The 24,911-nt window shown below is 59.8% G+C and carries 20 protein-coding genes; 8 read left to right on the top strand and 12 right to left on the bottom strand.

Annotated elements, in window-relative coordinates; all coding sequences use genetic code 11:
- Positions 1–12: 12 nt before the first annotated feature.
- The 10 genes from AC07FD_RS16250 to AC07FD_RS16205 all read right to left on the bottom strand — a co-directional run bounded on the left by AC07FD_RS16250 (position 13) and on the right by AC07FD_RS16205 (position 14,880).
- On the bottom strand, positions 13–1,377 hold the full coding sequence (locus AC07FD_RS16250; RefSeq protein ID WP_478350667.1) for an HlyD family type I secretion periplasmic adaptor subunit: 1,365 nt from the start codon (positions 1,375–1,377) through the stop codon (positions 13–15).
- Entirely contained in the window at positions 1,377–3,170 is a 1,794-nt protein-coding gene (locus AC07FD_RS16245) for a type I secretion system permease/ATPase (RefSeq protein ID WP_478350666.1), read from the bottom strand. The genes AC07FD_RS16250 and AC07FD_RS16245 overlap by 1 nt, the downstream gene beginning before the upstream one ends.
- A 17-nt stretch (positions 3,171–3,187) precedes the next feature.
- Positions 3,188–4,678 (bottom strand): beta strand repeat-containing protein, encoded by a 1,491-nt coding sequence (locus AC07FD_RS16240; protein ID WP_478350665.1) that lies wholly within the window; start codon positions 4,676–4,678, stop codon positions 3,188–3,190.
- Between the two features lie 173 nt (positions 4,679–4,851).
- On the bottom strand, positions 4,852–6,951 hold the full coding sequence (locus AC07FD_RS16235) for a CAP domain-containing protein (protein WP_478350664.1): 2,100 nt from the start codon (positions 6,949–6,951) through the stop codon (positions 4,852–4,854).
- Positions 6,952–7,147: 196 nt separating this feature from the next.
- On the bottom strand, positions 7,148–9,781 hold the full coding sequence (locus AC07FD_RS16230) for a matrixin family metalloprotease (protein ID WP_478350663.1): 2,634 nt from the start codon (positions 9,779–9,781) through the stop codon (positions 7,148–7,150).
- Positions 9,782–9,961: 180 nt separating this feature from the next.
- Positions 9,962–12,658, bottom strand: coding sequence for a M10 family metallopeptidase C-terminal domain-containing protein (locus AC07FD_RS16225; protein ID WP_478350662.1), 2,697 nt, complete (start codon positions 12,656–12,658; stop codon positions 9,962–9,964).
- Between the two features lie 85 nt (positions 12,659–12,743).
- Positions 12,744–12,902 carry a hypothetical protein gene (locus AC07FD_RS16220; RefSeq protein ID WP_167392394.1) on the bottom strand — a complete coding sequence of 53 codons (159 nt, stop codon included), beginning with the start codon at positions 12,900–12,902 and terminating at the stop codon, positions 12,744–12,746.
- Positions 12,903–13,543: 641 nt separating this feature from the next.
- Positions 13,544–14,062, bottom strand: a complete 519-nt coding sequence (locus AC07FD_RS16215; RefSeq protein ID WP_478350661.1) for a hypothetical protein — start codon at positions 14,060–14,062, stop codon at positions 13,544–13,546.
- Positions 14,063–14,388: 326 nt separating this feature from the next.
- Positions 14,389–14,568 (bottom strand): hypothetical protein, encoded by a 180-nt coding sequence (locus AC07FD_RS16210; RefSeq protein WP_478350660.1) that lies wholly within the window; start codon positions 14,566–14,568, stop codon positions 14,389–14,391.
- A 156-nt stretch (positions 14,569–14,724) separates the two neighbouring features.
- Positions 14,725–14,880, bottom strand: coding sequence for a hypothetical protein (locus tag AC07FD_RS16205; protein WP_478350659.1), 156 nt, complete (start codon positions 14,878–14,880; stop codon positions 14,725–14,727).
- Between the two features lie 563 nt (positions 14,881–15,443).
- Here AC07FD_RS16205 and AC07FD_RS16200 point away from each other — a divergent pair.
- The gene (locus AC07FD_RS16200; RefSeq protein WP_478350658.1) at positions 15,444–15,761 is read left to right on the top strand and encodes a terminase small subunit; all 318 of its coding nucleotides are present in this window, start codon (positions 15,444–15,446) and stop codon (positions 15,759–15,761) included.
- A gap of 308 nt (positions 15,762–16,069) precedes the next feature.
- Here AC07FD_RS16200 and AC07FD_RS16195 read toward each other — a convergent pair whose 3' ends face one another.
- Both AC07FD_RS16195 and AC07FD_RS16190 read right to left on the bottom strand, forming a co-directional pair.
- Positions 16,070–17,284: a tyrosine-type recombinase/integrase gene (locus AC07FD_RS16195; RefSeq protein ID WP_478350657.1), complete on the bottom strand. Its 1,215-nt coding sequence runs from the start codon at positions 17,282–17,284 to the stop codon at positions 16,070–16,072.
- Positions 17,284–18,018 (bottom strand): hypothetical protein, encoded by a 735-nt coding sequence (locus AC07FD_RS16190; protein WP_478350656.1) that lies wholly within the window; start codon positions 18,016–18,018, stop codon positions 17,284–17,286. Before AC07FD_RS16190 ends, AC07FD_RS16195 begins: the two co-directional genes overlap by 1 nt.
- Before the next feature lie 176 nt (positions 18,019–18,194).
- Between AC07FD_RS16190 and AC07FD_RS16185 the strand changes: the two genes are divergently transcribed.
- From AC07FD_RS16185 to AC07FD_RS16155, 7 genes are all read left to right on the top strand, one after another.
- Complete coding sequence (locus AC07FD_RS16185; protein WP_478350655.1) at positions 18,195–18,383, top strand: hypothetical protein; 189 nt, start codon at positions 18,195–18,197, stop codon at positions 18,381–18,383.
- Between the two features lie 212 nt (positions 18,384–18,595).
- Positions 18,596–19,144, top strand: a complete 549-nt coding sequence (locus AC07FD_RS16180; RefSeq protein WP_478350654.1) for a hypothetical protein — start codon at positions 18,596–18,598, stop codon at positions 19,142–19,144.
- Entirely contained in the window at positions 19,141–19,437 is a 297-nt protein-coding gene (locus AC07FD_RS16175) for a hypothetical protein (RefSeq protein WP_478350653.1), read from the top strand. Before AC07FD_RS16180 ends, AC07FD_RS16175 begins: the two co-directional genes overlap by 4 nt.
- A gap of 4 nt (positions 19,438–19,441) precedes the next feature.
- Positions 19,442–21,703, top strand: a complete 2,262-nt coding sequence (locus AC07FD_RS16170; RefSeq protein WP_478350652.1) for a YfjI family protein — start codon at positions 19,442–19,444, stop codon at positions 21,701–21,703.
- Between the two features lie 509 nt (positions 21,704–22,212).
- On the top strand, positions 22,213–22,581 hold the full coding sequence (locus tag AC07FD_RS16165) for a hypothetical protein (protein ID WP_478350651.1): 369 nt from the start codon (positions 22,213–22,215) through the stop codon (positions 22,579–22,581).
- Positions 22,582–22,860: 279 nt separating this feature from the next.
- The gene (locus AC07FD_RS16160; RefSeq protein WP_478350650.1) at positions 22,861–23,322 is read left to right on the top strand and encodes a GFA family protein; all 462 of its coding nucleotides are present in this window, start codon (positions 22,861–22,863) and stop codon (positions 23,320–23,322) included.
- Positions 23,323–23,563: 241 nt separating this feature from the next.
- Positions 23,564–24,391: a recombinase family protein gene (locus AC07FD_RS16155; protein WP_478350649.1), complete on the top strand. Its 828-nt coding sequence runs from the start codon at positions 23,564–23,566 to the stop codon at positions 24,389–24,391.
- The last annotated feature ends 520 nt before the right edge of the window (positions 24,392–24,911 follow it).

The raw sequence follows: 24,911 nt of genomic DNA, 5'->3' as shown, positions 1-24,911 counted from the left end.
TCTCGAGGGCAATTATTCCCTGAAGGCCCGGGAGAGCTGATCGGTGATGGGTTTCATCAGATAGGACCAGACAGTGCGGTCACCGGTCTGGATATGCAATTCGGCAGGCATGCCCGGAATGAGCCGGGTTGCCGTTTTCAGGCAGACCGCCTCGTCTGTAATGTTGATGCGGGCCTCGTAATAGGCAGTCCGGTTGGCCGTGTCTTTGACCAGATCGGGGGAGATCCGATCGACCGTCCCATGACACTCCGGCGTGGTGTTGCGATCGAAGGCCGAGAAGCGGATAACGACCGCCTGGCCAAGGCTGACGTCGTCGATGCGCAAGGGCGGAACCTGGGCATCGATCACCAGATCGTCCGTCTGAGGCACGATCAGCATCATGGTCTCGCCAGACGCGACAACGCCGCCAACCGTGTGGATCGCAAGCTCCTGCACGACGCCTGATTGCGGGGCCTTTGTCGTCATATGGTCCAACTGGTCCATGGCCACTTGCTTGCGCTCGATCAATTCGGCCTCCTTGCCTTCGGCCTCGCGCAAGTCGGCGTTGGCGCTTTTACGGAAGTCGTTGTCGAGCTGGATGCTGGCCAGCGCATTCTCGCTGATGCGCCCTTCCACTTCGGCGATCGCGGCCAGGAGCCTTCCGGCCTCGCCCTTCTGCTGGATGGTCTGCGTTTTCAAAGCGGTCAGGCGATCCAGCGATGCCAACCTCTTGGCGTAGAGATCCTGGATGATGACGAGGTCAGTGGTCGCCAGGTCAAGAGCTTCCAGGGCCGCGGCGCGCTGGGCCTTGAGGCCTTCGATCTGTTCGCGATATTGATCGTTGCGGGTTCCCAGCTGCGCCTTCTGGCTTTCCAGAAGCGTCATGTTGCTTCGATGCAGCGCGTTTTCCCCCGCGATGAGGATCGCCATTGCGGGATCGCTGGCCCGGGCGGACAGATCGGCCGGGACGATCATCTCGTCGCGGCCAATGGTCTCTGCCTCCAGGCGGGTCATCTGCAGCAGGGCACGGTCCAGCTGTTGGCCGACGATGCCGAGATTTGCGCGTGCCACCATGTCGTCGAAGCGAACCAGGACCTGGCCGGCCGTAACCTTGTCGCCATTTCGCACAAGGATTTCGCGGACGGTTCCGCCAGTCTGCTCCTGTACCTTCTTCACATTCGATTCCACCACCACCGTTCCACTGGCGATAACCGCACCGGCAAGGGAGGTGGTCCCGGCCCAGATGCCGATGCCGCCAACAAGTGCCGCGACAACGACGAGGCCGGATCCAATGGTCCATCGAACTCCGTCACCACGCATCGACGAGCGTTGCAATGCCGGCAGGGCTGGTGCGTGCGAACGCGTCAGGTCGGCCGTTTGCGTGGGTGCGAGGCTCATCATGGCCGCCTGTCATGCAAGGTGACGACGGTTGGTGCGCGTTCGCCGCCCGGGGCCTGTTCCGGCCGGACATTGGCTGGGCGCGTCATCTTTGCCAGCACTTCGTCCCGCGGTCCCATCGCCTGCACCATTCCGCCGGCCATGACCAGCACGGTATCGATATTCGCCAACGCTGCGGGCCGATGTGCGATGACGACGACGATGCCACCTCGATCGCGCACGCCCTTTATGGCTGCGCCGAGGGCGATGTCGCCTTCGCCGTCCAGGTTGGAATTCGGCTCGTCTAAGACCACGAGGAACGGATCGCCATACAATGCCCTCGCCAGACCGACCATCTGACGCTGGCCTCCGGAAAGTGCTGAGCCGCCTTCGCCGATGCGCGTCTGGAAACCGTCGCTCAGCCGGAGGATCATCTGTTTGACCCCGGCAGCTTCGGCCGCCGCAACAACCGCATCCGCGCTCGCGTTGGCGTTGAAGCGGTTGATGTTCTCGGCAACGGTGCCCTCAAACAACTCGATGTCCTGCGGCAGGTAGCCGACGTCCCGTCCAAGCGCTTCTTCATCGAATTGATCGAGTGCGGCCGCATCAAGACGCACAGTGCCGCGGAGAGGGGTCCATGCACCGACGAGCGCACGCGCCAGCGTGGACTTGCCTGACGCACTTGCTCCGATGATGCCCAGCCCGGCTCCCGCCTGCAAGGAGAACGCCACATTCTGGATGATTGGTTTTTGCTGGCCGGGAGCACCGACCGAGACCGCCTCGACCGACAGTGTCTCCCGAGGCCGTGGAAGCGTTAGAGGCGCTTCTCGTGCATCGGCGTTGCGCAGCATCTGTTTGAGCCGGCCATAGCTCTGTCTGGTGGAAACCCAGGGGCGCCAGTTGGCGATGACGAGATCGACGGGCGACAGTGCCCTGGCGAGCATGATCGACGTCGCAATCATGATGCCGGGCGATGCCTCGCCTTCGATCACCAGGTAAGCGCCAAGTCCGAGCATCAGCGATTGCAAGATCATTCGCCACGTCCGCGAGACGGTCCCGGTCGCGCCGACGACATCGGAAATGCGCAACTGATTGGCAAGATACGCTTCGCTCCGATCCTGCCAGAGACCGCTGATGCGACGTCCCATGCCAAGCGCGCGCACCACCTCGGCATTGCGACGCCCGGCATCGGAAAGCTGCTTGCGGGAAATGGACGATTCCATCGCCCGTTTGGCGGGTCCCCGGCTAAGCCCTTCGGCAACCAGTGTCAGCAAGACGCTCACGATCGCGCCGGCCGTCGCGAGCGCTCCAAGCAGCGGGTGGAGGAAAAAGATGCCGACCAGATAGAAGGGCAGCCAGGGCAGATCGAAGAAGGCTGTCGGGCCCGATCCCGAAATGAAGCTGCGTATCTGGTCGAGATCGCCGATCGGCTGAAGGCGTGTGCCTTCCTGACCGGACCTGAGAGGGAGCGAGACCGAGAGAGCGAAGACAGCGGGTTGCAGGCTGGTGTCGAAACGCCTGCCGATCCGTGCAAGCAGCCTGAGCCGCAGGAGATCAAGCAGACCATAGGCGATGTAAAGTCCCGCCATGGCGATCGAGAGCACTGTCAGGGTCGGAATGCTGTGCGAAGGCAGGACACGGTCATAGACCTGAAGCATGTAGAGCGAGCCGGTCAGACCAAGCAGATTGATCATTCCCGAGAAAACGGCAACGCAAACCAGTGCCGCGGCGCACGACCTTAGCGCACGGCTGGGCGCGGACAATCCCGCTGGGGCAGGACGGGAGCCGCCGCGGTTCTGAATCTGAATTGCCACGTGCCCCCGCTTAACGTTCAGACTACGACGAAATCGGCGTTGGTCAGCGCCAGGTTTGCGGCAAGCGTGGCGAAATGGGTGAAACCACCCGCCGCACTGCCGTTGCTGTCATAGGTGAGCCAGCCGGTATCCGTCTCATAGATGATATGATCGTTGCCGTCACCCGCAAGGCCAGTGGTGTTCTTAACGAACTGTTCCGCCGTCAGCGTGCCGTTGCCGCCGAGCGCTGCAAAGATCGCATTGTCGACCTGGATTGTGTCGTCGACCACTGAGAAGTCGGTGATGCGGTCGACATTGGCAGAGGCGTTCAGCGCCGTGGTGAAGACGAAGGTGTCATGCCCGGTGCTGCCGGACAGCGTGTCGTTGCCGAGCAGGCCGTTGATGATGTTGTTGCCCGAATTGCCGGAGATGATGTTGGCGGTCGAGTTGCCTGTGCCATTGATGGAAGCCGCGCTGCGCAGCGCCAGGTTCTCCAGCTCCTGACCGGAAAGATTGAAGCTGACATAGGCCTGGACATTGTCGGTGCCCTGACCGTTGAGCTCGACGACATGGTCGCCGGCATTGTCGACATAATAGGTGTCGTTGCCTTGAGCGCCACTCATGGTGTCGGCACCGGCAAGGCCGTTGATGATGTTGTTGCCGCTGTTGCCGGTGATGATGTTGGCAGCGGAATTGCCGGTGCCATTGATGGAGGCCGCGCCGCGCAGCGCCAGGTTCTCCAGTGCCTGTCCCGACAGGTTGAAGCTGACATAGGCCTGCACATTGTCGGTGCCCTGGCCATTGGCCTCGACGACATGGTCGCCGGCATTGTCGACGTAGTAGGTGTCGTTGCCTTGCGCGCCGCTCATGGTGTCGGCACCGGCAAGGCCGTTAATGATGTTGCTGCCTGAATTGCCGGTGATGATGTTGGCAATGGAATTGCCGATGCCGTTGATGGAGGCCGCGCCGCGCAGCGTCAGGTTCTCCAGCTCCTGGCCGGAGAGATTGAAGGAAATCGTGCTGTTGACTGTATCGGTGCCCTGCCCATTGGCCTCGAGGACAACGTCGCCGGCATTGTCGACCCAGTAGGTGTCGTTGCCGGTACCACCGCTCATCGTGTCGGCGCCGGCGCCGCCATTGATGGTGTCGGCGCCGCCGAACCCATAGAGCACGTCGTGCAGCGGCGTTCCGGTCAGCGTGTCATTGCCACTCAGCGCGAGATTGAGCAGACCCATCGTGTCATTGCTGAAGACGAAGCTCGCAACGTCGGTGGCCGCTACGTTCAGGCCCGTGATCTGCAGCACCGTGCTGCCAGCCACCACATATTGGACGGATGTGACGGTTCCACCGGTAGGGACGCCGGCGTTATAAGTGAATCCAGAGCCCTGAAAGAGCGTGTAATTCGACGCGTCGTCAAAAAATCTTGCATAGAGAGGCTGCGGGTCTTCGAAGTCGTAGTCGACCAGTGCTCCCACCTGCAGCGTATCGAAATTCAGTCCAAAAACCGTACCACCGCTGACAACAGCCATGACGTTCTCCCACCCAAGATTAACAACCCCAACCTATATTTACGAGGTTTCCTGAAACAGCACAACTGACCGTTCTTACTTGTAGTTAGCCAGCGAGGGTTCGGGATGGAATTGTTGCGATGGACTTTGGCGGTGGCGGCAAGGTCCGCTTCGGGCCGACCGGCATGACCTCCTTACACCACGACGAAATCGGCGTTGGTCAGCGGCAGGTTTGCGGCCAGGGTGGCGAAATGGGTTGAGCCACCCGCGGCACTACCGTTGCTGTCATAGTAGAGCCAGCCGGTGTCGGTCTCGTAGATGATATGGTCGTTGCCGTCGGCGGCAAGGCCAGTTGTGTTCTTGACGAACTGGTCCGCCGTCAGGGTGCCGTTGCCGCCAAGCGCTGTGAAGATGGCGTTTTCGACTTGGATGGTGTCGTCGGCGACCGAGAAGTCAGTGATGTGGTCGACATTGGTCGAGGCGTTGAGCGCCGCGGTGAAGAGGAAGCTGTCGTTGCCGGTGCTGCCGCTCAGCGTATCGTTGCCGAGGAGGCCGTTAATGACATTGGCGCCCGAATTGCCGGTGATGATGTTGGCGGTCGAGTTGCCGGTGCCGTTGATGCTCGCCGAGCTACGCAGCGCCAGGTTCTCCAGTTCCTGTCCCGACAGATTGAACGAGACATAGGCCTGGACATTGTCGATGCCCTGGCCGTTGAGCTCGATGACATGGTCGCCGGCATTGTCGACATAGTAGGTGTCGTTGCCTTGCGCACCACTCATGGTGTCGGCCCCGGCAAGGCCGTCGATGACGTTGTTGCCCGAATTGCCGGTGATGATGTTGGCGGTCGAGTTGCCGGTGCCGTTGATGGAAGCCGAGCTGCGCAGCGCAAGGTTCTCCAACTCCTGTCCCGACAGGTTGAAGGAGACATAGGCCTGGACATTGTCGGTGCCCTGGCCGTTGAGTTCGACGACATGGTCGCCGGCATTGTCGACATAGTAGGTGTCGTTGCCAATGCCGCCCTGCATGGTGTCGGCGCCTTCCTTGCCGTCCAGCGTATCGTTGCCGCCGAGGCCGCTCAGCGTGTTGACGCCTGAATTGCCATTCAGCGCATTGGCCAGGCTGTTGCCGGTGGCGTTGATCGAAGCCGAACTGCGCAGTGCGACGTTCTCGATATTGCCCGTGAAGTGGTTGCCGTCGCTGAGGTTGATCGAGATATAGCCATTGACGATATCCGAGCCGTTGGCGCCGGTGGTGCTTTCACTCACGATATCGCCGGCATTGTCGACGAAGTAGGTGTCGTTGCCGGCCCCGCCATACATGGTGTCGGCACCTGCCTTGCCATCCAGCGTGTCATTGCCGGCCTTGCCGTCCAAATGGTCGCCGCCCGAGGAACCATATATGGCTTGGGTGCCGTCGGTGCCGATCAGCGTCAAGGCATTCGTGCCAAGCCCGACGATGGCCGAAATGCCGTTCAGCGCTGTCACCGATACCGACGTGCGGATGGTCGACTGGCCCATCAAATCGATCTTGGCGTTGAAGCCGGCAGCGATCGTCGCGGTGAGAACCACCGGTATCACCTGATCGCCGCCGGCAAACGTGATGGTCTTGAGACCGGCCGGCAGCTCCTCGGAATAGCCGCCGGCGCTGCCGCTGGCCGTGTTCGGTCCGCCGCTGACGGAAACCGTTATGTCGGCGCGCCCTTCGCCGATCGAATAGAACTGGTCGGCGGTCACGGTATCGTTGAAGGCGACACCGGTGAGAAACTGGTGATTGCCGCCTGGCCGGCCGAAATCTTCGGTCAGCATCGTCGCGTTGAGGCCCTGATAGATGCCCTGGGCCTGGCCGACGCCGACCTCCTGATAGTCCGGATCCATCAAATTGACCCGGTGGCCGCGGCCAGGGTAGTTCGAATCGACAAACAGAAGTTGATGGAGCTGCAGAGACATCGCCGGTGTGAGCGTGCCGGAAGTAGCGCTGTAGGCGATGTTTTCGCCTGCCGTATTCCAGTCATAGCCAGCGGCCGTCATCCGCTCGAATGGATCGGGGTCGCCCGCGCCTGGTCCCGTATGCGCGAAGTAGTCTCTATCGATCATGTCCTGGCTATGAGCCCGCGCCACGCCGAGCAGCGTGTCGTTCATCGCCAGCGGCTGCTTCATTGCGGTGGAGATGGTCTCGTTGGCCGGGACCCCCTCATTGAGGCTTATGCCATATCGTGCGGCTTCAGCGGCCGGATCAAGCCGCGCGCGATTGATCAGTTCCAGGATTGCCTGCTCGACAGCACTCTGATTGGCCATGACTTTCCCCATCCAGTATTGTGCGAGTATTATTTTTAGGCAACATGCCGCCAAAACGCCAGCCGGCTGGAAGAAACCAGCTCAAAAGCCGTGCCATTCAAAGCTTGAACGGGCTGCACAGGAGATATGCCCACGCAATCGCAGGCGCCGTAATCGAGCGCCTGCGATTGCGTGGGGAGCTCTATCTTCGAGCGGATCAGACCACGGCGAAATCGGCGTTGGTGAGCGCCAGATTGGCGGTCAGCGTGGCGAAATGGGTGGTACCGCCGGCGGCGCTGCCGTCGCTGTCATAGTAAAGCCAGCCGGTGTCGCTCTCGTAGATGATATGGTCGTTGCCGTCGCCGGCAAGGCCGGTGGTGTTCTTGATGAACTGGTCGGCCGTCAGCGTGCCGTTACCGCCGAGCGCGGCAAAGATCGCATTGTCGAGCTGGATTGTGTCGTCGACCACCGAGAAATCGGTGATGCGGTCGACATTGGTCGAGGCGTTGAGCGCCGTGGTAAAGACGAAGGTATCCTGGCCAGTGCTGCCGGACAGCGTGTCGTTGCCGAGGAGGCCGTTGATCGCGTTCGCGCCACTGTTCCCGGTGATGACATTGGCAATGGAATTGCCGGTGCCGTTGATGTTGCCGGCGCTTCTCAGCGCCAGATTCTCCAGCTCCTGCCCGGAGAGGTTGAAGCTGACGTAGGCCTGGACATTGTCGATGCCCTGGCCGTTGAGCTCGATGACGTGGTCGCCGGCATTGTCGACATAATAGGTGTCGTTGCCTTGTGCGCCGCTCATCGTGTCGGCGCCTGCAAGGCCGTCGATGATGTTGTCACCGGTGTTGCCGGTGATGATGTTGGCAGCGGAATTGCCGGTGCCGTTGATGGAAGCCGAGCTGCGCAGCGCCAGATTCTCCAGCTCCTGTCCGGAGAGGTTGAAGGAGACGTAGGCCTGCACATTGTCGATGCCCTGGCCGTTGAGCTCGATAACGTGGTCGCCGGCATTGTCGACATAGTAGGTATCGTTGCCTTGCGCGCCGCTCATCGTGTCGGCGCCGCCGAGGCCGTCGATGATGTTGTTGCCGGTGTTGCCGGTGATGATGTTGGCAGCGGAATTGCCGGTGCCGTTGATCGAGGCCGAGCTGCGCAGCGCCAGGTTCTCCAACTCCTGACCGGAGAGATTGAAGCTGACATAGGCCTGGACGTTGTCGGTGCCGCCGCCATTCGCCTCGATGACATGGTCGCCGGCGTTGTCGACATAGTAGGTGTCGTTGCCGGTGCTGCCGCTCATCGTATCGGCGCCGCCGAGCCCATTGATTATGTTGTTGCCGGAATTGCCGTTGATGATGTTGGCAATGGAGTTGCCGGTGCCATTGATCGAAGCCGCGCTGCGCAGCGCCAGGTTCTCCAGCTCCTGGCCGGAGAGGCTGAAGGAGACGTAGGCCTGGACATTGTCGGTGCCCTGGCCGTTGAGCTCGATGACATGGTCGCCGGCGTTGTCGACATAGTAGGTGTCGTTGCCGGTGCTGCCGCTCATCGTGTCGGCGCCGGCGAGCCCATCGATGACGTTGTTGCCGGAATTGCCTGTGATGATGTTGGCAGCGGAATTGCCGGTGCCATTGATCGAAGCCGCGCTGCGCAGCGCCAGGTTCTCCAATTCCTGGCCGGAAAGGCTGAAGCTGACATAGGCCTGAACATTGTCGGTGCCTTGGCCATTGGCCTCGATGACAAGGTCGCCGGCATTGTCGACATAGTAGGTGTCGTTGCCGATGCCGCCTTGCATGATATCGGCGCCACCACGGCCGTCGATGACATTGCCAACATTATTCCCGATGACGGTATCGGCATGTGCGCTGCCGATGACGTTCTCGATCGTTGTCGAGAACGCAAGGCCCAGATTTCGCTCCCATTCATAGGCCGGGGTGGTCGGATCAGTCAGGGTGTTTCGAATAAAGTCCCCAAAACCACCAAATTGCGCGGTGAGGTCAGCGATCTGATTCTCGACATTGTAGTAGTCGAGATCCGAATAGGCGCCGGGGCGCAAATCGACGGTCGAACCTCGGGAAAGCGCGGACAGGTCTAGAGTGTCCGTGCCGCCGGCATCGTAGATCGCCTGCCTGCCATTCAAGCCATTGTCGGTAAAGGTGTAGACGGTATTGCCGGTGGCAGTGGTGAGATCTGCGCCGTAGTGGGACTGGATCGCCATGATATCGAGCACCATTGGCGTAAAGGACGACGTTCCCTCGACACTGTAAGCGATGCCCCCGCCGCCGCCGTCTGACCACGTGAAGAAATAGTCTTCCGAGGTGTAGCTCATCACCGTGTAGGTTCTGCTGTCGTATCCCGCCGGCACAGTCGGCGCCTCGAAGGGGTGTTTCAGTCCCAGGGCATGCCCGGATTCGTGGATGAGAATCTGGAAATCAGAGGTATCCTGGGCGAAACTGGATGACTTAAAGGTCTCGTCGACCCAGATGTCGCCGTTGACGGCAATTGCCGTGTTGCCGGGCAGGGGCGGGCCATAGGCATAGGCGGCTATGCCTGAGCCCTCGCGCGCTGTGACGTCGGTGAATGCGACGCGGATTTTCCCGGGGATTGCGTCCGATACCTCAGTTATCGAAGGCGCGATCAACGCGTCCCAAAGGGACAAGGCGGTCCGAAAGCTCGCCGCCTGGGTGCTGTTGAAAGGTCCAGACTGAGCGTCGAAAGGCTCGTCCGACCCATAATCTGTCTCCCAGAGTGAACCGGCGCCTGGAATTGAGTAAGTGATCGTCGAGCCGGACCACTTCGCACCGTCCACGTCAACAAGCCCATTCCGAGCCTGTGCCACGGTCACATTTGTCAAAGTCATCGCGCACCCCCGCGGTTGTTGGACGATAATATCCGGCGACAGTATGGATCATAGATAACGGTGTCCGCTACGCTCGGAGAAATTCCAGGAAAAGTGTGAAACAGTTTCCCGTCCGGAATTGTGTCAAACAAAGAGAAAGAGCGGTTTTGCGTTCAGTGAAACGACGAACCGCTCCTACCTTCACACCACGACGAAATCGGCGTTTGTCAGCGCGAGGTTAGCGGCCAGCGTGGCGAAATGGGTTGAGCCGCCAGCCGCACTGCCGTCGCTGTCGTAGTAGAGCCAGCCGGTGTCCGTCTCGTAGATGATGTGGTCGTTCGCAGTGGCGGCGGCGCCCGACGCGTTGGCTACAAACTGGTCGGCCGTCAGAGTGCCATTGCCGCCAAGCGCCGCGAAGATCGCATTGTCGACCTGGATGGTGTCGTCGGCGACCGAGAAGTCAGTGATGTGGTCGACATTGGTTGAAGCATTCAGCGCTGTGGTGAAGACGAAACTGTCGTTGCCGGTGCTGCCGCTCAGCGTGTCGTTGCCGAGGAGGCCGTTAATGACGTTGTTGCCGGAATTGCCGGTAATGATGTTGGCGGTGGAGTTGCCGGTGCCGTTGATGTTGCCGGCGCTTCTCAGCGCCAGGTTCTCCAGCTCCTGGCCGGAGAGGTTGAAGCTGACATACGCCTGGACATTGTCGGTGCCCTGGCCGTTGAGCTCGACCACATGGTCTCCGGCATTGTCGGCATAGTAGGTGTCGTTGCCTTGTGCACCACTCATCGTGTCGGCGCCGGCAAGGCCGTCGATGACGTTGCTGCCGCTGTTGCCGGTGATGATGTTGGCAGCGGAATTGCCGGTGCCGTTGATATTGCCTGAGCCGGTCAGCGTCAGCTTCTCCAGTTCCTGTCCCGACAGGTTGAAGGAGACAGAGCTGAAGACGCTGTCGGTGCCCTGGCCGTTGAGCTCGACGACATGGTCGCCGGCATTGTCGACGTAATAGGTGTCGTTGCCAGTGCTGCCACTCATGGTGTCGGCGCCGCCGAGCCCATTGATGATGTTGTTGCCCGAATTGCCGGTGATGATGTTGGCCGCGGAATTGCCAGTGCCGTCGATGTTGCCGTTGCTTCTCAGCGCCAGGTTCTCCAGCTCCTGGCCGGAGAGGTTGAAGCTGACATAGGCCTGCACATTGTCGATGCCCTGGCCGTTGAGCTCGATGACATGATCGCCGGCATTATCGACATAGTAGGTGTCGTTGCCGGTGCTGCCGCTCATTGTGTCGGCGCCGGCGAGCCCATCGATGACGTTGTTGCCGGAATTGCCGGTGATGATGTTGGCAGCGGAATTGCCAGTGCCATTGATCGAAGCCGCGCTGCGCAACGCCAGGTTCTCCAGCGCCTGGCCGGAGAGGTTGAAGCTGACATAGGCCTGGACATTGTCGGTGCCCTGGCCGTTGGCCTCGATGACATGGTCGCCGGCATTGTCGACATAGTAGGTGTCGTTGCCGACGCCGCCGCGCATCGTGTCGGCACCGCCTTTGCCGTCCAGTAAGTTGTTGCCGGAGTTGCCGATCAGCGTGTCAATGCCGGAACCGCCGACGGCGTTCTCGATTGTCGCGCCGAAGGCAATTGAAACATTGCGGTGGCCGCCGCCGATGTCGGAGAAACTGCCTGCGGCCAGATTGATGATTTGGGCTTGGCCGAACCCGGACGCATTCAGCGTATCGACACCGCCGGCGTCCCAAATGCAGATAGCCGGCGAGGGGTTCAGGGCGAAGTTGTACACGTTGCCCGCATTGGAACCAAAACCGTAGACGGTATTGCCCGTACGCGTCGTCATATTGGCGCCGTAGAGCTGCTGAACAGCCAGAATGTCATACAACATCAGCGTGTCGGGGTAGTCGTTGTAGTCCGATGCCCCGGTGTTGGTCTCGTCGAAATAGCTCATCACCGTGTATTGGTTGCTGTCCTGGATGAACTGGGCGTCGGTGGCGTAGGTGGGGGTTCCGGACCCGGCGTTGTACTCACCGGGATGTGAGAGGCCGAGCGCGTGGCCTGTTTCGTGCAGAATGGTCTGGTAATCGTAAGAGCCGATGGGCAGATTTCCCGTGTCGACCGCGTCGGTGTTCAAATGCACGTCTCCGGAAATGTCGCCTGGCGCCGTCGTTCCCGGGTAAATTGCGTAGGCTCCTGCAGGGTCCGGCTTCGATGTGTAGTTTCCAAACAGCATCGTCGCGTTGTCGCTGGTGCCAGCGGGGTTGACTTGCGTGAAAGTCAGGCCGCAGACCGACGAATACATGGCAAGCACGGACTTGACGGCAGCGATTTCCGCGGAACTCAACGGGCTGAAGGGGGCAGCAAACCCTTGCGAGTCCGTGCAATTGACGTCCGTCATTCGCACAGCCCATGTCACGTTCACCGGCTGCCCGGGCGCTGTGCTCCAGCTGCTTCCGGGCCTCAGGATCGCGCCGGCCCCCATCAATTCGTCGTAGCTGGCCCGGGTTCCGCTGACTACGGAAACACCATATTGCCCCACGTAATCATCGTTATATGCGCCGGCATTGATGAAGTAATCGCCCGTGGTCAAGGCCGTGTAGGTGATCGTCGAATAGCGGTACTGGCCCGGGACGACGTCATCGTTGGACGCAACCAATGTTCCGGATGCGTTCATGAGGGCCATGAACGTATCCTCGACATTGTCGCCGACGGTCGGACTGACACGCGCACCTTCACCGACTTCCGCGAATGTGTAGGTCTGGCCCGCCACCAGGTGCACCCGGTACCAATCATGGTCGCCGGCCGAAGACAAATGGCCAGTCGCTGTCTGGCCGACTGCCAGGGTGTAGCTCGTGGCGATGGATGACGCCGCATCCGTTGTTTCGGTGACGTTTGGCATAGCCTCCCCCTCTGCGTTTCCCGCGGCCGCGCCGCTTATTATCGATAATGGAGCACGAGGCTGACCACCCGCATGACTGGCTGGCCTATTTGCCGTCGTTCACTTTGTCCTTGCCGCATAGCCGTTCTGCCACTTCGAGTGCCCTGCGAAGGACTTCCCGATTTTCCGCTGCCGAAATGATCGGGCTTCCAAGGCGTGCTTCGTGCAGACGCGCCAGCGCCTGCTCGCAGGTTTTGGCATTCATCGGGCGCTGCGGATTTCGAGGATAGGATTGTACTGGCTGAGGTCCGATAGTGGATGCCACCACGATAGCTCCTACGCATAGGAGGTTCCGAGTCATGAGCCTTTTCCGTGACCGGTCTGTCTTTGACCAGGCGGCCGTCCAATTCTCGGCTTGGTGACAGCCACCCATGCCTGTCGCCATCATGATCGGCCACAACCACCTTCCAAAGATACAATCGCCTTCCGCGGCTTCGCGCCGACAGGTCAATTGCGGAACATTTGTTTCCGAAATCCTATGCCCACGCCCCTAGATTGATACTCTATGTCACGGTCACGACTGTATTCAACGCTGTTCTTGAGGACCAGCTAAAATTCCTGCTTGAATTCCGTATGTACCGCGTTGCTTTGTTGGCATGGGTGCATCTCTCCTGGCATCGGACTGGACTGCTTTGGGTGCACCCAGGCGACAAGGTACGGATCGCAGCCGCGGAAATATCGGTGTTGCCGCCGGCCAGTGCGAGTTCCGCCGCCCTGGTTTGCATGCTGGTGCTGAGTTCCTTCAATTTCAGGCGCAGATCCTCGTCCATGACTTTCCTCCGTTAGCTGGAGGCCTAACGCGTCGATGAGGGGGAAGTTGCCCCACGCGCTTCTAAAAGACTGATTTTAGCCGTTTAGGTCTTTGGTTTTCACAAGGACCTTCCTTGGCTTCCCGTAAAGCGCGTGTAGCTTGTCCGCGACCTCCATAATCGCAGAGAAAGCTGCATTGAAGGTCGTCATGGTGTCGCCTGCAAGGCCGTTACGAGCAGCGTAGTCCTCCAAGGCTTCCTGCGAAACGGTCAAGGTGAAGGTGCCACCATGTCGGTCCCAGACTAGAACCTCTACACCGCCGGCATGTGTGTAAGGTTCATTCTTACGCCGATGATCCAGCAGGGTAGCACCATATTGCGCCCACAGTCGCTCGCAGTCGTTTGCCCTCAGGCTTGGCGTTCCCGGTTTGCCATAGAATACCATCGCCGCCCGGACGTCATATCCAAGCACCTCTGCATTGGCGACGAACTGGATGGCGTCCCCGAGGCGAGTGGTGCCGAGCTTGACCTCCGTCTTGCTCGCGAGGTCGATCACACCAATGATTTCGGCTTCGTTATTCCTGGCAGCCAATACCGCACATACAGTCGCGAGCATGTGAGCCTCCGCTAATATCTAAGCTCCCAAGAGCCGGCTCGTTCCTCGCCGCGACCAGCCGATCTGCAAACCAAAACGGACAGGCAGCCCAACCGGACCGCTGATACCGTCGGCGAGAGAGAATGCCCGCACTTGTTAAAAAAATACCAAAAAGCCTGAAAGGCCCTGGTCCAGGTCGGCCCAAAGGGACGCCGAACAAAACCATGGCACTGCCTATGGAGCTATTCTGAAAGCAGCGGCGGGATACGCCTGACTGCGCGGGGCTTCAGAGTCACCAGCCGGGGCGCGATGAGGGGAGCTTCGCCGCCCCAACCCCTGAAGAAGTTTTACCCAGCGCTGGGTGGCCCCGCCTTCAGCATCTCGGCGAGTTCGATGACCATATTCGCCAGTGCCGGGGTGAGGATCGCAGGATCCCGCTTTTTGAGCGCCAACAGAAGCACGGCAAACTCTGCCGCCTGGATGTGAACGCCCCGCACGTGCGAACGGCCGGAAAACGATATCCTCATAAGTTCGCAGGGGCACCTGCATAGCCGCTGCCATCTCGGCCTGGGTGGCGCCAGCCTTGCTTTGGAGGATGATCAAACTGTTGCCATCCATAACGACAGCGTCGGTTACGTCACGTTTCATCGAAGAAACCCTTCGTTTCCGCACCACCCTTTCCCTTACCGAATTCGGGATTTTATAGTGCTGATTTCGCGCTCCAAGTCACTCACGGCTCTGGCAAGATAGTCGACAGCTTCGGCAAATTTGTCGAGCTTGTCCTCCGCGCTTCGCTTGTTCTGAACCTCTCGCGCCATTGCAGCAGCACTTGCGGACATTTTTGGTTCTCCTCCCCAATGTTTGAAAACAATCAAAGGTAATCAGACGTGGGTCGCGGTGGCAACTGAAACGACCTCAAAGCGGCAGTACTCAATTCCTAAACACGGACAGCCTGCCGGACGGCGGCGCTGATGCCGCAGAGGGTGAGCATCCCAGGCAGATACATTCGTCGTGGCTATCTCGGCGAGTACCGGCCGGGTTTTGGCTCTTGGTCCAAGAACAGGAAGTTCTTCGCGAACCCTCTGTTGTCGGGTAGGGGGACGGCCGTGACCTTCCTACTGGCAAACGCAGCGGAGTAGATTTGCTCCTCCGTCATCGCCAAGTTGGACATGAGATGGAGGATAGTTCGCATCCCCTGATCTCCTCCTTGGGATCTCTCTCCGTCAAGGTTTCCAGTCTCCATCGCCTCCGCTTTGTGTTCCAGAGGTATCGGCCCCAAGCCCATATGGCCACGACGGCGGTGGCAACAGCCGCCAAATCGGCCAGCAGAGACGCTATTTCCTTCACATTTTCTGACATTGCGTTTGCCCCTTGCACCGCTCAGAACCGGGAGATCCAGTCCATGCCAGAATTGACCCCGAAGCAAGCGCGCTTCGTCGAAGAATTCTTGATCGACCTGAACGCCACACAGGCGGCAAAGCGGGCCGGTTACAGCGAACTGACAGCACAGGTGCGGGGATCGCGCCTATTATCGAATGTTATGGTTGCTGAAGCGATTGTAGCCCGGCAGGCGGTCATCGCAGCAAAGCTTGGTGTCCTATGTCGTCTGGAGTTGCCGAGTGTTGCAGGAAACCTTGGAAAGCAACATGTGAACAGGCAGCGAACAAACTGCTACGATTTTTGCAACGCAATGCTACGGTCTGAGACGGGACAGCTTTAGCATCGTCGAATGACGTTAGGATCGGAGTTAGGAAGAGAATGAGGCTACGGAAAATAATGTTGCAATATCAGCATGATAATAGAAAAGATGGCGGAGGAAGTGGGATTCGAACCCACGGTGAGCTTGCACCCACGCCGGTTTTCAAGTCCGGCGCGACCTGCTTCTTGTCGTTCCGTTTCGGATTATGATGTGCCGTTAACCCATTGAGACGCTAGCACAATCCGTGGTTTATTGTGCCGTCCCGTTCCACATCTTTTTGGCCTGTTTCCCGCCGTGTCGGAACGTTCTGTGATATTTACGTGATAATTTCAGCCCTTCGTGAGCGCCGAGAAATGTGCCCCGATCACCTCTGCGGCGGCCCGATCGCGCACGTCCTCTGGATGCACATAAAGATCATTGGTGATGGCGGTGGTCGAGTGGCCGAGGCGGGTCGAAACGGTTTTGAGGTCTACTCCGTTGCGGATCATGCTCGTCGCCATCGTGTGGCGCCAGCCGTGACAGGGTTGGATCTTCTCGACGCCAGCACTGATCATGATTGAGCGCAGCCGTCCGGTCCAAGTGCGCGGGTTCGGCATGGCACCCCCATGTTCCGGAAAAACAAAAAACGGATCGCGTTGGTAGTCGCGGCCATAGGCGATAACCTGGCGCATGATCATCGCCTTGTGCTGGCGAAGCCGCTCCACGACGGCCGAGGGAAGGGTTATCGGACGCGCGCTACTTTTGGTTTTCGTTGCCGCGCGAAGCTCGACCCCCGTGTTACTCTGAATGAGCGTCTGCCGGATCTCAATGGTGGCCGCATCGAGGTCGACGTCATCCCAGCAAAGCCCCAGAAGTTCAGAGCGCCGGATCCCGCAAGTGAGCAGAAGCATGACGGCGGCGTCCAGACCGGGATAGCCATTCGCGCGCGCCTGCGTCTTCAAGGCGGCCTGCCAGACGCGGCTGGCTTCTTCGTCGCTCATGCTTCGCGCCTTCGACTTTTGCGGGGAGGGCGGCGATGCGTCGTTCGCTACATTTTCACCGATCAGTTTCCACTTTCGCGCCTGCTTGAGCGCATTCGAAATTACACGATGGCAATGGTGCACCGTCCTTGCGGCCAGGGGCACCCGCTCCCGTGGTGCGCCATCCTTTCCGGGCCGGTGCGACCTGCCACCACGCTCAAGAAGTTCTGCATAGGCCTGATCGAGAAGGCGCGCGTCCAGCTTGCGCAATTCAACGCTACCGGCGAACTCGGCGACGTGATCGCAACTGCGTCGATAGAAGTCGATCGTCGTGGGACTTTTCTGACCGGTGCGATCCACCCACTCCACCCAGTATGTCAGATACTCGCCGAGGGTATAGCGACTATCATGGACGCCGGCGCCTTCGACCTCCTTCGCCATTTGCGCGGCGAAGGCCTTTGCTTCTTTCATTGTAGCGAAGCTCTTCGATGGCTGGCGACGTGTCCCATCGAGATCGTGAACGCTCCAGAGTGCCTGATAAAAAACCGAGCCGTTCTTTTTCCTTAGCTTGCGAACTGATGCCATTAATCGTTGCTCCTGGTACCCCGCGACAGTGCGTTCCGACACGCGTCGCTGCATGTTTTCATGTTGGTCCGCTCGAAGGCAAACCAGTGCCTGCAGAAGGCGCAACGCTTCAGCGGCATCCGCCGGAACAGATGTTGCACGGCGCTGGCGACCATGAAGTCGGCCAAACTAGACGCATCGAGACGGAGGCCGGTCAGGCTGTCGAAGCGACCTACAATCGGCCTCCAGGGGGCCAAATCGCGCTCGATCAATTGCAGAACCTTCTCGGACGGTTCGCCGTCTCGCACATGGCACACGCCGTCAGAGCCGGACGCTTCCGCCCCGTCGTCCCTCGGTACCCAACCCTGCTCCTTCTGCCAGCAGTCGCCGATCAACCGGAGCACTGTGGAAAGTTCGCCCCAGTTGTGGGTGGAGAACATCCGGACGGGCGGCGATGTTTGCCCGTCGGGTAGGTCGTCTGGTTTCTGGTGCGGAGCCCCATAACGCATTACGAAATCCAGGACCTCTGGCGGGTTCCAAGTATCTATCTCGCTGAAGGTCCTCCAGAGGCCAAGCGCCTTCGTGGCCTTCCAACGGCGGCCATCGCCGCGGGTCTCGACCCGGGAGACGGATACTGTGTGGTAGCCGTCCGGGTCGTCCGCATCGGGCACATGCACATGCGAGACACCCACGGTGACGATAGAGGCGGCGGGCCACCGCCTGCCAGTGAAATGAATCGGATAATGTTCCAGCATCCCCACGTGTCCCATTTCGTTGCGTTACGTTCCCTACCGCGTCGCGGCACAAAATGCAACATTGCATAAAGAGGCGGATTATGCCGGAACAAACTTGTATCATGATGTGCCTCGCGATATAATTTTGGCCAAGTCGGTGACGGAAGGCGAACCGATGGGTGATGGAGGAGAGACCGATGTCTGATGGAAAAGAGACCGAGCGCCGCAGCGGCGTTTCGATCCGTGATGCAGCCAGGGAAACAGGAATTCCGGAAAAGCGGCTTCGTCGCGCTGCCGAAAACGGGGAAGTTAAGACCGTCGAGTTCGGTGGCGTCGAAAAGCTTCCCCTCTCGGAAGTCGAGCGTCTGAAGAAGCTCTACGCATAACCATGGCTCGCCGACGCCAGTTGGATCGGGTGCGCCGGGCCGTGGTTGCTAGGATGCCTATAACGAAGTGCATCGTACACCGAAGCCCGTGCATCATAAACAACGCCGGCGGAGCCTGAACAGGGGACCGCCATGCTGTTTCTAGCTCTTGGCCAAATTGCACGCTTGCGCCCCCGCCTCGGCGATGCCGAGCATTGCCGCCGGAGGCACTGATGGGCCGGCTCAACACAAAATTCGTTCCCATCCCCGCAGATTTCTACGCAACGCCGCCGCAGGCTGTCCCGCCCCTTCTGCCCTGGCTGGATCCGCATACGCCGTTCTGCGACCCAGCCGCCGGCGATGGCGCGTTGGTTGACCATTTCTCCCGCCATGGCCATCGCTGTATCGCGGCATTCGATCTGATCCCCAGGCGCGACGACATTGTCGCCCGAGACGCACTCGACCTCGGCGAGGCCGACATTGGCGACGCGATGATCTTCCTGGCCAATTTACCATGGTCTTGGCCGCTCTTCCCGCAACTGATCAAGCACCTCATTGCGCTACGCCCGCTGTGGACGCTGGCGCCGGCACGTTTTGCGCATGCCGCACGCTCGGCGGCGCTGATGAGTCAATGCAGCCATATTCTCTGTGTGCAGCGTCTGAAGTGGTTTCCCGAAAGCCCGCATGCCGGCACGCAAGACACCGTTTGGCGTCGGTTCGACAAGAGCCACCAGGACGGCCCTCACTTCTATCCGCGTGAAAAGGAGAGGTCACGGCAATGATCGATTTTGCCGCCATCAACAATGCCGCGCTTCCGATGTTGCCATCGCTGCTGGATCGGTGGGCGCCCGGTGGCCGCACTCTGGGCCGCGAATATGTCGTCTTGAACCCCAGGCGGAAAGACCGCCGCATAGGCTCGTTTCGGATCAACCTCGTTACAGGTCGCTGGGCCGACTTCGCGACCGGAGCCGCGGGTGGCGATGTAATTGCGCTGGCGGCCTATCTTCACAATCTTAGCCAGGCCGAAGCGGCGACGCGCATCGCCCATATGCTCGGCATCGCGCAGCGGACATAGGGCGATGAGCGAGGACCCGTTCGCGCCTCTCAACGACGAGCCCCTGCGCCCAAGTGCAGATTCCGCGCCGAAGTCTGATTGGGTACCGCTCCTACCGGCCCCGGAAGATGCGCCGGAGCTCACGAAGGCCCTTGTTGAACCGTTCACGCCGGACGGTGCAACTTTCACAAAAGGCTGGCACTACCGTGATGCCGACGGCAGGTTGCTAGGCTATGTCGCGCGCTACGATCGCGCCGCGAATGGCGCGAAACCCAAGAAGGAGTTCCGGCCCTTCACCTTCTGTCAGAGCCCGGAGGGAAAGCGCGAGTGGCGATGCAAGGGTTTTCCCCAGCCACGGCCCCTGTATGGGCTTGATCGTCTCGCATTGAGGCCAGACGCGACAGTGATCGTCACCGAGGGCGAGAAAGCGGCAGACGGCGCCGCCGTACGCTTTCTTGGCTTTGTAACCATTTCCCCACCCAACGGCTCAAAGGCTGCAAAGAAGGCCGACTGGAGTCCGCTCGCGGGGCTCGATGTGATCATCTGGCCCGACGCCGACGCTCCCGGCGCGGCCTTCGGAGATGACGTGGCCGAGATGCTCCGCCAGGTAGGAGCATCATCAATTCGCGCAGTCCGGCCTCCTGACGGCCTGCCCGACGGCTGGGACCTCGCCGACGGTCTACCCGGCGGTTTGGACGAGGCCGACCTCGCCGCCGCGTTGGCGCAGGCGGAAACCGCCACCGATGGCTGGCAAGGCATCCAGCCGATCGTCACAACCTTGCCGCCCGTTCCGCCGCTCACCCATGAAATGCTACCGGGCGCTGTTGGTGCCTATGTCTTCGACATCTCCGAACGGCAGCAGGCACCACCGGATTTCGCCGCAGTAGCCGCCTTGTGTGCAGCAGCCGCTGTCGTCGGCAACCGCGTTCTTGTCGCACCGAAACAGAAGGACAACTGGGAGGAGGCCCCGAACATATGGGGCGCCCTCATCGGTCCGCCCAGCGTGGGGAAGACCCCTTCCCTGAAGGCCGCATTGGCGCCGGTCTACGCGATCCAAGACCTCATGCGCGAAGCCTGGCAGCAAGGAGTAAAACTTTCGGACGTGGATGAGATGCTGGCCGAGCTCAGCAAGAAGGACGTCGAAGCAAAAGCCAAGCAGGCCTTCAAAAAAGGTAATCGTGACGAGGCCAAGGACCTCCTGGCCGGCATTTCAAACGACGAAAGGGATGACAAACAGTCCTGTCCGCGCCTCGTCGTCAACGACGCCACCGTGGAAAAGCTGGGCGAGCTGCTGAAGGAAAACCCTCGGGGCCTTCTCCACGTCCGTGACGAGCTTTCAGGCCTACTCTCCCGCCTGGAAAAAGATGAGTTCCAGTCGGAGCGAGCGTTTTACCTGGAATGCTTTAACGGCATGGGCAGCTACACTTTTGATCGGATAAGCCGAGGCACAATCCACATTCAGAAATGCACCCTTAGCATCATCGGTGGCGTCCAACCCTCAAGATTGGCGCCGATAATCCGCGCCGCGACCACAGGTTCCAACAATGATGGCCTGATCCAGCGCTTTCAGTTGGCTGTATGGCCCGACCCATTTCCGCAATGGAGATGGGTTGACCAACATCCCGACCGGTCGGCGCGTGAAGCCTACGAAACCTGCTTCCAGCGACTTCACGAGGATCCGCTTGGCAGCACGGACAACCCTACGGTCTACCGCTTCTCAGCTGCTGCGCAAGATATGTTCCGGCAATGGATGGAAGAGCTCCAGGGCGAGATCCGCAACGGCCAGCACTCCGAAATTATGCAAAGCCACCTGATGAAGCTGCCAACGTCCATAGCTCGCCTGGCACTGTTGTTCGAGTTGATCGACGGCGGCCGTTTCGAGGTTGGACAGAAAGCAACTGCTATGGCGCTGACCTGGGGCAAATATCTCCACCAGCATGCCAACCGTATCTATGGGGCAGGCGCTGCGATGGCCGAGGATGGGGCGAGGCTCATCATCGAGCGGCGTGACCAGTTGGCTGGGGAGTTCGGCATAAGGGACGTCCAGCGCAAGAACTGGGCAGGCTTGTCGGACCGGGACGCGGTGGTGGCGGCGATCGAGCTTCTGGTGACAACCAACCATTGCCGAGAAATCCCCAAGCCTACCGGATCCTCAGGCGGAAGGCCGACATCAGCATTCGAGTGGAACCCTAGTCTGGAAGGAGGAACAACCCGAAGAAAACCAAATACTGCCAAGGAAGATACTGACAAAACCGACAAAACCTCCACGCCTCCTGGAATTGGATAGTTTTGTCAGTTTTGTCACCCTCGTCTCGAGGGTTTTTTGATTTGTTGGAGCCGACGATGCCAAAACGGCGAAGCTGGACCTGCCCGAAATGCAGGCGCACGACCTACCATCCCGATGATATCCGCTGGCGCTACTGCCCTTGGTGCAACGATTCCGACGAGCGCCGGCCTCGGCTACGTAGCCCCACGCCACGGCCATTGCCACCAGGTTCGCCAGAGTCTCACAATGAGGAGGAATTCGCATGACAACCCGTGCATGTCGTCATCTCCGGTAGTTGGGCCATGGGATCGTGATGTGGCAGAAGGTCTCGTATTGAGGTAAGCTCGGTGATGCCAATCCTTCGAAACCCACGCCATGAAGCCTTTGCCCAAGCCCTAGCCAAGGGGAAGACGCAAGACGCGGCATATGCCGATGCAGGGTACAAGCCGCATCGCCCTAGCGCGTCGAGGCTACGCACAAATGCTAACATCCAAGCAAGGCTCAACGAGTTGCTCGGAAAGGCCGCCGACATGGCTCTCGTGACCATAGAGCGCATCGCCGCCCAGCTCGACGAAGATCGGGCGCTTGCCCATAAGCTGGGGCAGGCAAGCGCTGCCGTGAGCGCCAGCGTCGCGCTGGCGAAACTCTACGGTTTGGTCACCGACCGCCACGAGATCGAGACCGCCGTTCGCAAGCCGATGCGTGAGCCCGGAGCGTTCCGGCAAATGAGCTTGTCAGAATGGGAGCAGCGGTTCAGGCCGGGGACACCAGCATCGCAGCCCGAAGACGACGCGAGCGCCGCTCGACCGGAGAATGCTGAACCGGCGGAAGAAGTCGGGATCGCTGAAGCCATCCGGCGTTCCGAGGCGGCCCGACGGGCAAGGTCGACCTCGCCTTAGGGCCGCCGTTTTCGAGACCCGCCTCAAAGGCCGCTCAGGCGGGCCGTGGAGGTCCGAAGCGGCCGTTCGCGCGAGCGGGCCGACCAAGGCGGTCGACACCGAGCGGCCTCTGGTAGGCCCGATGCCGGCCGATTTCGGGTTCGCTGGCAGCGAGTTCCAAGTTTCACTGTCCCCCGTGGAAGAGGAGCGCAAATGTCTGCTCTTCTTGTCGGGCTTGCAGGAGGTGCGACTGCCAAATAAATTGTCATCGGATGCATCAACTCTTCGTAGGAGGCGCAGGTGAGGCACGAAACGACGAAGGTCACTGGAGGATGCCTTTGTGGCAATGTTCGATATGAGGCGGAGGTTTTTCTTCATAATGGATATATCTGCCATTGCACCATGTGTCAGCGTAGCACGGGTCAACCAGCCGAGATAACGGTCTTAATTAAGGCGGGTACTCTTAAATATCTGAAGGATCAACCGAAATACTATGTTTCATCAGAGGATGGGAAACGTGGGTTTTGTGGTCATTGCGGGTCCCGTATTGTATGGCAGGCATCGAAGTCGGAGGATGACTGGTTGACAAACATCACCGTCGGCACCTTGGACAGACCGGCAGAGGCTAGGGTAACTCGACATATCTACGCCGACACTCAGCTGCCTTGGTATCATGTGTGTGAGGATCTGCCGAAGCTAACCGAGAAAGATTCTGGAATGTTGCTTGAACTCCTCAGGCATGAGCTACAACCCGATTCCTGATTCGTTAAGGCGCCACCAATGGCCAAGATGCATCTCCGTCCATGGCGCGACCTCTCGTTCTGGCAGATCAGCCGATAGCCAAGTTCAGCCCATCTTGGGCTAGTGGCGGCAAGTCCCCCGGCTCGTCGTCTGTGCGTCAAGCTGCAAGCATTTTGCATATCTGGCCTTGATTTGCCGTGGCATGCAGGCCACATATTTATCAATTGCTGAAGCAAACGACAGCAGAAACGGGCGGCAAGCTATGACTAGCAAGGCTTTTAGGCAGGCAGTGGCCTATCTTCGCACTTCGTCCGCCGCCAACGTTGGGGCCGACAAAGACAGCGAGAGGCGCCAGGGCGAGGCGATCGGGGCATTCGCCAGATCAACCGGTTACGAAATCATCGAGAGCTACTACGACGCGGCAGTGAGCGGCGCCGACGCGGTTACAGCGCGCCCCGGTTTTTCTGCGATGCTCGAACGGCTCCTGTCCAATGGCGTTCGCACCATCCTCGTCGAGACCGCCTCCCGCTTTGCCCGCGACCTGATTGTTCAGGAGACCGGCTACGAGATGCTGAAATCACGCGGGATCGAACTGATCGCCGTCGACAGCCCCGACAGTTTTGTCGGCGATACCCCGACGGCGAACTTGATCCGTCAAGTGCTCGGCGCGGTTTCGGAGTTCGAAAAGGCGATGCTGGTGGAGAAGCTCAAAGGTGCCCGCGAGCGCAAGCGCCGCGAGACCGGCAAGAAAGTCGGTGGGCGCCGAAACTATGCCGAGATTGATGGCGGACTTGAGCTGATTGCTCTCGCAAGAAAGCTGCACCGTTATCCGGTCAATGGCCGGCAGCGGACTCTGGCTGATGTAGCGAAGGCGTTGGCGGACGCGGGGTATCTGTCGAGTGCTGGAACCCAGTACACACCGACTGCAGTCTCGAGAATGCTGGCAAGAAGCGGAAATGCGCCCGCGAGGCAACGAAAGGTCGAGGCCAAATCATCGCCTTTGACCCTCGAACCAATCGTTGTGTTGCAAGATGAGACGAGAGTGGTTGCTGAGCCCGAAATGAATACACCGCTCGGATCGCGCTGGTAACAGGCCCCGGCCCCGCCGGGGTTTGTCGGTGCCGGGGTGGGGGGGTGGCTTGTGGGGCCCCAAAGGACGCCCGCCGTCGGAAATTAACAGAGACGTGGGCCGAGTGAAGTCGACAGTCAAGGCGGGGAAGGGCCCGGCGGACCAACGCAGGGGCCAGGATAGCCATGTGGGACCCCACATTGATGCGCTCCTAGTCCTGCATTGCCTGCAATTCTGCTGCATGCTTTGTTCTGAAAATCGCGGCAATCTGCGCATTTAATGTTGCCCGTCCAAATCACAGATTGAAGGAAGCACCGCGCAGAAGAAAGTCTGTCTCCTTTTATCCTTTAATGCTTTGATGCATTAATGCTTCAATGCGAAGAATTGGGTTCCCGCGATGCGGACGAACAGCTCGGCTCTGGTAACGCAGATCATCAAATAAAAAAGCTCCGGCCCGCGCCCGCATCGCCGTCGGGCAATGGCGAAACCAGCAGTGCTTCACTGTCCTGAGAACCGGGCCGTCTGCCCAATGCGATAGGAA

The sequence above is a fragment of the Mesorhizobium waitakense genome (genome assembly GCF_056431085.1).
This window is presented reverse-complemented; position numbering and strand designations above follow the sequence as displayed.